This window comes from Rhizorhabdus sp. P4_G6, from assembly GCF_056401045.1.
The window spans coordinates 185,182-193,998 of record NZ_JBFUKC010000006.1 but is presented as its reverse complement, the minus strand read 5'-3'; the positions used below and the strand labels follow the sequence as shown (position 1 = coordinate 193,998).

8 protein-coding genes, 1 tRNA gene and 1 pseudogene are annotated in these 8,817 nt (G+C 63.0%); 7 read left to right on the top strand and 3 right to left on the bottom strand.

Annotated elements, in window-relative coordinates; translation table 11 throughout:
* Window positions 1-362: pseudogene (locus AC1DPF_RS09240) on the top strand (single-stranded-DNA-specific exonuclease RecJ); the annotation flags it as partial.
* Between the two features lie 78 nt (window positions 363-440).
* A tRNA-Glu gene (locus tag AC1DPF_RS09235) sits at window positions 441-516 on the top strand.
* A gap of 244 nt (window positions 517-760) precedes the next feature.
* Here AC1DPF_RS09235 and AC1DPF_RS09230 read toward each other — a convergent pair.
* The 3 genes from AC1DPF_RS09230 to AC1DPF_RS09220 all read right to left on the bottom strand — a co-directional run bounded on the left by AC1DPF_RS09230 (window position 761) and on the right by AC1DPF_RS09220 (window position 4,689).
* Window positions 761-1,693, bottom strand: coding sequence for an MBL fold metallo-hydrolase (locus tag AC1DPF_RS09230; RefSeq protein WP_477960870.1), 933 nt, complete (start codon window positions 1,691-1,693; stop codon window positions 761-763).
* 66 nt (window positions 1,694-1,759) lie between these two features.
* Entirely contained in the window at window positions 1,760-4,189 is a 2,430-nt protein-coding gene (locus tag AC1DPF_RS09225) for a TonB-dependent receptor (protein ID WP_477960868.1), read from the bottom strand.
* A gap of 290 nt (window positions 4,190-4,479) precedes the next feature.
* Window positions 4,480-4,689 carry a hypothetical protein gene (locus AC1DPF_RS09220; protein ID WP_477872279.1) on the bottom strand — a complete coding sequence of 70 codons (210 nt, stop codon included), beginning with the start codon at window positions 4,687-4,689 and terminating at the stop codon, window positions 4,480-4,482.
* Window positions 4,690-4,765: 76 nt separating this feature from the next.
* Here AC1DPF_RS09220 and AC1DPF_RS09215 point away from each other — a divergent pair, with 76 nt between their 5' ends.
* From AC1DPF_RS09215 to AC1DPF_RS09195, 5 genes are read left to right on the top strand one after another with little or no spacing between them, the layout of a single operon-like run.
* The gene (locus AC1DPF_RS09215) at window positions 4,766-5,848 is read left to right on the top strand and encodes a putative urea ABC transporter substrate-binding protein (RefSeq protein WP_477960866.1); all 1,083 of its coding nucleotides are present in this window, start codon (window positions 4,766-4,768) and stop codon (window positions 5,846-5,848) included.
* Window positions 5,849-5,905: 57 nt separating this feature from the next.
* On the top strand, window positions 5,906-6,721 hold the full coding sequence (locus AC1DPF_RS09210; RefSeq protein ID WP_477960864.1) for an ABC transporter permease: 816 nt from the start codon (window positions 5,906-5,908) through the stop codon (window positions 6,719-6,721).
* Entirely contained in the window at window positions 6,718-7,521 is an 804-nt protein-coding gene (locus AC1DPF_RS09205; RefSeq protein ID WP_477872285.1) for an ATP-binding cassette domain-containing protein, read from the top strand. The genes AC1DPF_RS09210 and AC1DPF_RS09205 overlap by 4 nt, the downstream gene beginning before the upstream one ends.
* Window positions 7,514-7,990, top strand: a complete 477-nt coding sequence (locus tag AC1DPF_RS09200) for a CopG family ribbon-helix-helix protein (RefSeq protein ID WP_477872287.1) — start codon at window positions 7,514-7,516, stop codon at window positions 7,988-7,990. Before AC1DPF_RS09205 ends, AC1DPF_RS09200 begins: the two co-directional genes overlap by 8 nt.
* Window positions 7,987-8,811, top strand: a complete 825-nt coding sequence (locus AC1DPF_RS09195) for an urea amidolyase associated protein UAAP1 (protein ID WP_477960862.1) — start codon at window positions 7,987-7,989, stop codon at window positions 8,809-8,811. The genes AC1DPF_RS09200 and AC1DPF_RS09195 overlap by 4 nt, the downstream gene beginning before the upstream one ends.
* The last annotated feature ends 6 nt before the right edge of the window (window positions 8,812-8,817 follow it).

The following is an 8,817-nucleotide window of genomic DNA, read 5'->3' as shown; positions in this document are numbered from 1 at the left end:
GCGCGCTGCTGCTCGATGCGGTGGTGGCGCCCGGCGGCGTCACCCCGTCGCTGGTCGAGGCGCTTGAGGCCGGCGGCCCCTATGGCGCGGGCTGGCCGGCGCCGCGCATCGCCGCGGGCGCCATTCGCATCATCAAGGCCGATGTGGTGGGGCAGGGGCATGTCCGCGCCATCGTCTCGGGCCGAGACGGACGCTCGATCAAGACGATAGCCTTCCGCGCCGCCGACAGCGCGCTTGGGCAAGCGCTGCTCGGCGCGGGCCGCGAGCGCAGCCTGTGGATCGCGGGCCGGCCGAAGATCGACGACTGGGGCAGCCGCCCCGCGGCCGAGCTCCATATCGAGGATGCGGCTTGGGCCGATTGAGATGCAGGTAGGAAATATACCGAACCCGCCTTGACCACCCGCCGCCGCTGCCCTAATCGGCCCCCCTCAGCGCTACACGGCCCCATCGTCTAGCGGTCTAGGACGTCGCCCTTTCACGGCGAAAACACGGGTTCGAGTCCCGTTGGGGTCACCAAGCGATAAACCATTGAAAAATAATATTTATTTCTCGTTGCTTGTGTCAGAAGACACAATCAGGAGGGGATAGACAATGGGGACAGGTGCGCTCGGGCGTCGATTTTCGATTAGCTGGGTCGAAAACCCCCATCTTCACAGATCAAGTAAAATCAGTGCTTTAGGGGATTTCCATATCCGCATGCATTCAGCGCTCTGATCGATAGCGCTGGTGTCGAACGCGGCGCGCTATCGGACGTTGTCGATCATTCGGCGCGCGCGGCCACAGGGACGATGATGAAGCGGTCGTGGACCTGTGGCTTGCCGGGGGTGTCGAGCGGCGCCTTCAAGCCGGTCTGCAGTTCGCGGATGGTCTGCACCGGCAGCTCAAGCGGATGCTCGTCGGGATGCGTCGGCGCTTCGTGCGGATAGTCGCGGCCGGGGGTGCGCGTCATCTCGATGTGCGCGCCCAGCGCCGCGCGGATGGGATGCTTCTCCGCGAAGGCCGCCAGCCGATCGACGCTGGCACGGTCGTCTGTGAGGAAGTTGACCGGGACATAGAGGCGGCCAGGATAGAGCGTGTCACCCGACAGCAATATCCGGAGCCTGGGATCGTAGATCATGATCGCCGCCGCCTGGTGCCCGGGCGTGGGGATGATGCTGAGCGCGCGGCCGCCGAGGTCGAACCGGACGATCTCGTCCGGCCAGGTGGCGATGCCAAAGAAGCCGGCCACGTCGGCGGGCTTGAGTCCGACGACCGTGGTATTGGGGCGGTCGCGAAAGGCGTCGTCGCCGGCGACATGATCACCGTGGCTGTGGCTGTGCGCGACGACCAGCGGGATCGCGCCGCGCCCGTGCTTGGCGAGCCATTCGGATATGAGCCGATCGATGGTCGGCCTGATCTGGCCACCCTCGGCCCCGGTGTCGACCAGCAATGCCCTATCGCGCCCGAAGAGCAAATAGAGGAACGGCGCTTCGAAGTTGGTCTTGACCGACTGGCGGATGACGAAGGTGTCGGCGTCCAGCGCCTGCACCTGCGTGGCCGGCTCCTCGGGCAGCGTGCCGTCGATCCACTTCTCCGCAAAAAGCCTGGGAAGCGGCGCGTCCTTGGCGCTCGCGCAAGAAGCGGAAAGCGCGCCGACAATCAGCGTGACCGCCAGGCCAACACCCGCGGCCGTCCCCTTTACATCGAAGACCATCTTATCCCCTCCTTTGAAGCGAGGGGCGCCATCCCTCCCGGAATGACGCCCGCCCGTTTGGCCGGATCAATATTTGACCCGCGCTTCGATGCCGAAGGTACGCGGATTGATGACCGATCGCTTGTAGTAACGCAGCACGACGCCATCATTGATGCCGATGCGTGAGCGATCTTGATTGACTGAGGACACCGCATATTTGTCGAAGATGTTGTTCGCGAACAGGATGAGGCTGTAGCGATCCGTTTCGTAGCCCAGCGAGGCACGGTGGAGAACATAGCCGGGCAGCTTGTCGCCATAAGCACGCTGCCATCCGAGCCGCGTCACGACACTTCCGCGATAGGTGGCGGTCCAGTCGGCGATGATGTTACCGTCCATGAACGGCTTGGTGTAGGTCACACCCAGGCTTCCGCTGTTCTTCGCCGAGCCGGGAAGGCGGTCGCCGGACAGTGCGTCCAACTGGACGGGCGAACTGGGGTAGGTCCCCGCCGGGTTGTTGATGGATATGATCTTGGCCACGTCCTCGGTCAGCTTGGCATCCGTGTAGGAATAGGTTCCCTGGATCGACAAGCCGTCGACCGGACGAGCCTGGAACGACGCTTCGAAGCCCTCCGACTTGGCTTTGCCGCCGTTCACCTTGATGCCGACGATGCCATAGAAGGTGGCGGAATCGACCTGGATACCCTTCCATTGGATCTGATAGACGTTGAAATTGAACGTCAACCTGCGATCGAAGAATTGGGTCCGTATGCCAAGCTCCGCGTTCTTGGTGGTGTCGGGGCCAAATTGCAGTTCGTTCGGGAGAGCACAGACGTTTTGCGCGGGTGGAGGCAATATGACGGTGCAGGGCGCGACAGTGTTCGGACCGCCGATCCGATAGCCCTTGCTGTAGGTCGCGTAGGCCATGATTTCCGGCGTGAAATTGTACGACGTGTTCAACTTCCACACCCAGCCGCTCTTCTTCGTCTTTCCGCCTGCGGGATCGGCGTCATAAGGGCTGAGGGGTTGTGTCCCAGGATCGAAGATGTCCAGCAAGGGGATAACCGCACGGCCGCTCACGTCTGAGGAATAGCCGAAATAGCGCGCGCCGGCCGTCACCTGCCAGTGTGGCGTCACCTTGAACGTGCCTTCGCCGAAGACCGCCTTTTCCGTCACCTTCGACTTGGTGAAGGAATTATATTCGATCTCGTCGGGATTGTCCGCAATCGTGTTCCCATAAAGTCCGAAAACGGAGATTAGACCAGGAACGTGCTCTGTATATTCACGAAGCCGCTTCTGCTGGTTGTAGAAACCGCCCAGAACCCAGCTGAACGGGCCGCCATGGGCCGAGACGAGGCGGACTTCCTGGTTGAATTGCTTGCGGTGATCATGGCTTTCATTCCAGCTCGAAAAGGCCGGGAAGGCCTCATAATCATAATCGAGGTCGAGCAGCAGGTCGGTATTATCGTTCTGATCTTTAAATTTTACATCGGTGTAGGCGGTTGTCGCGACAACATCGGCTATGTCCGGGATAGTGGCATTGATTTCCATGCTGCCCAGATGCGCGCGGCGTTTTACCGGCTCCATATATCGGCCGGCGCTCTCATATTTGCCCGTCCCGAGCACGCCGTTGCTGTTGTACTGGCCGCCATCCGTCTTGGTCTGCTGGAAGGCGTATGTGAAGTTGACCTTGAGGTCCGGGTTGAGCTGGAAAAGCAACTGGTTGCGCGTGCTGACGGTCTTCTCGAAATTGAGATCCTTGCGGCTTTTCAGGTTCGCGGCATAGGCCGCGGGCGTCACGCTGACCGGGCCGCTCGGCTGCGGCAGCGATACCCCGGGCGTCTGCAGCAGCAGCGGATAGTCGATGAAGCCGGGATCGTAGAAATAGCCCGTAGCTGAGCGGAAGGCGATGTGGTCCTTGACGATCGGGATGTTGATGACCCCGTCCATCTCATAGCCGGCCTTGCTGCCATGGGTCTTGCCGTACAGGCGGCCGTGCACTTCGCCTTCGATGTCGTTCGTGTTGGGGCGATAGGGAATATTGCGGATGGCGCCGGCCAGCGTGCCAAGGCCGTACAGCGTGCCCTGCGGTCCGAGCAGCGTTTCGACGCGCGAGATATCGAGAAGCTTGAAGTCGTAATAGAGCGGAACCTCGCCGAGATACACGCCGAGCGCGGTGTCATAGTTATTGCCGTTCGAGGTCGAGTCGGACGCGTTCAGGCCGCGCAGCACGATCGTTCCAGTCGAACCGGGACCGGTGTCCGAAATGGTCACGCCGGGGGTGAAGTCGGCGATGTCGCGGATATCGTCGATCCGCTGCCTGGAAAGTTGCTCCTCACCGACCGCGCTGATGTTGATCGGTACGTCCTGAAGCGAGACTGCGCGGCGGGTAGCGGTCACGACGATGTCGCTGCCATCGGCCTCTTCGGCGTCCGCCGGCACGTTCTGCGCGAATGCGGAAGTGGCTCCGACGCCCATCAACATGGTCGCGCCGAGCAGCGTGTTGCGAAATAAGTTCATAGTCACCTAGCCCCTCTTTGCTATGGAGCCTTAAGTGACACCCTCCGCCCTTTGGCGCTCTGGCTAAGCCGGCGCCCGATTAACCGGATTGCAGTTGTGCGTTTCCCGCATTGCGTGCTCGCCGCCGTATGAAGAGCGACGACCATACGATATGGATATTACGGAACCCGTCAAGCGTAATACTTGTGCACCTGCACAGTATGACTCAAATTATAGGTGCGCTGCACAATATCTCGATTTTCTCGATCATTAAGCTTTGAGCTGTGTCGCTCACTGGCTCCCGCCAACGCTCACAAGCCGGTCACAGCGAGCTTCGGAATTACCGATTCGCGAATCGGGAGCAGCGAGCCATGGTCGATGGTTGCCGATTCACGCCAGATGGCGGTAGTTCGCCGAAGTTCAGGCGGAAATGGTTGCATGGGCCAGATCTCGGCGACGCCGCCCGCCCTTGCCGACTGCCTTTTCGGCATCGTTTTTCGCGCGCGGTAGGTATTACCCATATAAGATTCGGTAATATTTTTGGCTGGACAGCAAGCTGCACTTTCGTAACATTGCACTGCGGAAGGAAATCGAATCATGATCAGGATGTTGCGCAAGGCGGGCACGATCGCGCTGATGGCTGGAGCACTTACGATTGCATCCTGTTCGAAAGGGCCTGATACCCCTTCGAAGCCCCGAACCGAATTCAACATCGGCTGGTCGATCTATGCCGGCTGGATGCCTTGGCCCTATGCCCAGCAAGCTGGCATCGTAAAGAAATGGGCCGACAAATACGGCATCAAAATCAACATCGTGCAAGTCAACGATTATGTAGAGTCAGTCAATCAATACACGGCTGGCAAGTTCGACGGCGTGACCGTCACCAACATGGATGCCCTGACGATCCCCGCCGCCGGTGGCAAGGATACCAGCGCCATCATCGTCGGCGACTATTCGAACGGAAACGACGGCATCCTGCTCAAGGGCGCCGCTCAGTTTGCGGCGATCAAGGGCAGGCAGGTCAATCTCGTCGAACTCTCGGTTTCGCACTATCTGCTGGCTCGCGCGCTCGAGAAGGCGGGCATGAAGCCCACCGATATCAAGACCGTGAACACCTCCGACGCCGACATCGTCGGCGCCTTCAGCAGCCCGGACGTGAACGCGGCCGTCGCCTGGAACCCGCAGCTTTCGGTGATGAAGGGGCTGGCGGGTGCCAAGGAGGTGTTCAGCTCGGCGCAGATCCCTGGCGAGATCCTCGACTTGATGGTGGTCGATACCGCCACCATCAAGGCCAATCCCAACCTCGGCAAGGCACTGGCCGGAATCTGGTACGAGACGCTGGCCCTGATGAAGCGCCAGGACGCCAAAGGCAGGGAAGCGCGCGCCGCCATGGCGAAGCTGTCGGGCGCGACGCCTGCTAATTTCGACAGCCAGCTGACCACGACCTATCTCTATTCGGATCCCAAGGCGGCCGTTGCCGCGACGACGGCACCGGCGTTGCTCAAGACGATGGCCCAGGTCCGCGACTTCAGTTTCGCGCACGGGTTGTTCAAGGGCGCCGCCTCGGCCGACGCGGTGGGCATGGGCTTCCCAGGCGGCAAGACGCTTGGCGATGCCCAGCACGTGACGCTGCGCTTCGACGACAGCTTCATGAAGATGGCGGCCGACGGCGCGCTTTGAGCCTCCCGGCTGGGTTCCTCCTGGACAGGCCAGACTCTTGGATAGGGACATGACGACATGCGTTGGGTGAGCCGACATGTTCGCCGAGGCGATCGGCTGCTCTTGGGGGCTTTGCCGATCCTGCTGCTGGTCCTGCTCTATCTGTTCCTGGCGGCGCAGCGCCATGCCGCCAATTCGCTGGACAAGATCCTGCCCTTGCCCGGCGGCATGGTCGGGGCCATGGCGGCCCTGCTTTTCCAGCCCGACCAGCTGACCGGACAACTCGTCTTCTGGGCGGACACCCTGGCAAGCCTCCAGCGGTTGGGCTTGGGCCTCGGGATAGCCACCCTGGCGGCGCTCACGGTCGGGCTCGTGCTCGGCGTGCTGCCGCCCGTGCGCGCGACGTTCGGGCCCCTGGTCACGGGCATCGCAGTCATTCCCCCCATCGCCCTGCTGCCTATCCTGTTCATCGCCCTGGGCCTCGGCGAAACGGCGAAGATCGCGCTGATCGTCATCGGCATCACGCCTGTCATGGTGCGCGACATCGCAGCCCATGTCGCCGGCTTGCCGCGCGAGCAGATCATAAAGGCGCAAACGCTGGGGGCGAGCAGTTGGCAGATCATGATAAGGGTCGCGCTGCCCCAGGCCATGCCGCGGCTGCTTCACGCGATGCGCCTGGCGCTGGGCCCCGCCTGGGTCTTCCTGGTCTCGGCAGAGGCGATCGCGTCCGATGTCGGCCTCGGCTACCGGATATTCCTCGTCCGGCGCTATCTCGCGATGGACGTCATCATTCCTTATGTCGCCTGGATCGCTGCGCTGGCGGTGGTGATGGACCTGGCGCTGACCTTCCTCGATCGGCGGCTGTTCCCCTGGGCGCATGGAATGGGCCATTGAGCGCGCTTCTCTCTCTTCGGGACGTCTGGGTCGAGTATGGCGACAAGATCGTCCTCGAGCGGATGACGCTCGACGTCGAGGCGGGATCGTTCATCTCGATCATCGGGCCTTCGGGAGCCGGCAAGAGCAGCCTGCTGCGCCTGATCCTCGGCCAGGAAGCCGCGACCCGGGGGTATATTCTCCTCGATGGAACGCCGCTCACGCCCGAATGTGGGCCGGATCGGGGCGTCGTCTTCCAGCGCTATTCGGTGTTCCCCCATCTGTCGGTCTTGCGAAACACCGTCTTCGGGCTCGAATGCGCAGGGGCGCCGCTATCGGCGCGGCTGTTCGGCGCGCCGCGCCGCGCAGCTATCGCCGAGGCGTCCGAGATGCTGGACGCCGTGGGCCTCGGCGACAGCCTCCACCTCTATCCCTCCCAGCTCTCGGGCGGCATGCTGCAGCGGCTGGCGATTGCCCAGGCGCTGATCAAGCGCCCGCGCATCCTGCTGCTCGACGAGCCGTTCGGTGCGCTCGACCCCGGCATCCGCGCCGACATGCACGCGCTGATCACGCGGCTCTGGCGCGACTATTCGCTGACGATCATCATGGTGACGCACGATATCCGCGAAGCTTTTACGCTTGGAACACGGGTGCTCGCGCTGGACAAGCGTCGCCACGACCCGCACGCCCGGCACCGATTCGGCGCGACGGCGATCTACGATCTGCCTCTGCGCAAGGAGGCAGGCGAAGCGGCCGCAGAAGCGACGGTCGTCGCGCCCGAAAGCCGGCATGATCAAAAGGAGACGATTTCACATGGGTAGCGAACCCGCAACCCTGGCCAGGCTCAGCATGAGCCTTCCGGGGGATCTGTTCCGGCAGCTCGACATGATGGTGGAAGAGCGGGGCCTGCCGTCGCGTTCGCAGCTCATCGCCGAACTTATCCGCCATGCTCTGGCTGAGCACGAGGCGTTCACGCGCCCCGAAGAGACGCTCGCCGGCACGATCACGATGGTCTACCGCGGCGACCGTGGCCGCGTGCGGCATCAGCTCGCGCAGACCCAGGCGGACTATCTCAAGGAGGTCATCTCCTCGCAGCACGTCTTCCTGGAGGACGACCAGTCGCTCGAGGTCCTGCTCGTGCAGGGACCCGCTTCCCGCCTCAAGGCGCTGTGCGATGCGCTTCGCCGGGTCCGCGGCGTGCAACAGCTCCAGCTCGTTTCGACGACCGCTCTCCTGCCGCCGCTCCACGAACCGGAGACCGGCGACAAGCTCGCAGGAGCAATGGCATGACCGCTAATCTCGCAAATCCCACGGCGGCGCGCGACCATGCCCGCGGCATGGCCGGCAAGGTGGCCGAAGCGATGCCGGTGCTGCCACCGGTCGCCGTCGATCTGCCCGACGGGGTGTCCTCGGACGACCTGCTGTGGGAAGAAACGATCGCCTCCGGCGGCTACGCCACGCGACGGCTGGCACGCGGCGCGCGGTTGCGGCTGATCGACCTCAGAGGCGACGCCTGCGCCTCGCTCCTCGTGTTCAATGCCGAACTGCCAACCGAGCGGCTGAACGTCGCGGATACCGTCAAGGTGCAGTGGAACGCCTATCTCGGGGCGGGCAAGCTGCTGCTCTCGGACATGGGCCGCGTCCTCATGAGCTTTCTCGAAGACGGCGCCGGCACGCACGACAGCTTCTGCGGCACGTCCAACCCTGGCTCCAACGCCGCGAAATACGGCAACGGAGCGAACAGCGGCCCGACTCCCAGCGGCCGCGATCGCTTCCTCCTCGGCGTCGCCAAGCATGGCCTTCAGCGGCGCGACGTCCATCCGTGCGTCAATCTGTTCAAGGGCGCCAGGATCGAGGCCGACGGTAGGATCGTGCCGCAGATCGGGCCGTTCGCGCCCGAGCGGAGCTTGACCCTGCGCGCGGAGATGGACGTGATCGTGGTGATCGCCAACTGCCCGCACGTCCTTGATCCGCGCAAGGACTATTCGGTGACGCCGCTTCGCGCGACCGCCTGGCGCGGTCCCATCACCCCCACGGACGACCCCGTCCGCACGGCCACCCCTGAAGGCCTGCGGGCTTTCGAGAATGTCGAAGACTATTTCCGTCGCTGAAAAGGA

Excerpts from the sequence above, each read along its gene's own strand:
- AC1DPF_RS09215 (WP_477960866.1), top strand. The coding sequence starts at position 4,766 with ATGATCAGGATGTTGCGCAAGGCGGGCACGATCGCGCTGATGGCTGGA.
- AC1DPF_RS09210 (WP_477960864.1), top strand. The coding sequence starts at position 5,906 with ATGCGTTGGGTGAGCCGACATGTTCGCCGAGGCGATCGGCTGCTCTTG.
- AC1DPF_RS09220 (WP_477872279.1), bottom strand. The coding sequence starts at position 4,689 with ATGGGTAATACCTACCGCGCGCGAAAAACGATGCCGAAAAGGCAGTCG.
- AC1DPF_RS09230 (WP_477960870.1), bottom strand. The coding sequence starts at position 1,693 with ATGGTCTTCGATGTAAAGGGGACGGCCGCGGGTGTTGGCCTGGCGGTC.
- AC1DPF_RS09225 (WP_477960868.1), bottom strand. The coding sequence starts at position 4,189 with ATGAACTTATTTCGCAACACGCTGCTCGGCGCGACCATGTTGATGGGC.
- AC1DPF_RS09195 (WP_477960862.1), top strand. The coding sequence starts at position 7,987 with ATGACCGCTAATCTCGCAAATCCCACGGCGGCGCGCGACCATGCCCGC.
- AC1DPF_RS09200 (WP_477872287.1), top strand. The coding sequence starts at position 7,514 with ATGGGTAGCGAACCCGCAACCCTGGCCAGGCTCAGCATGAGCCTTCCG.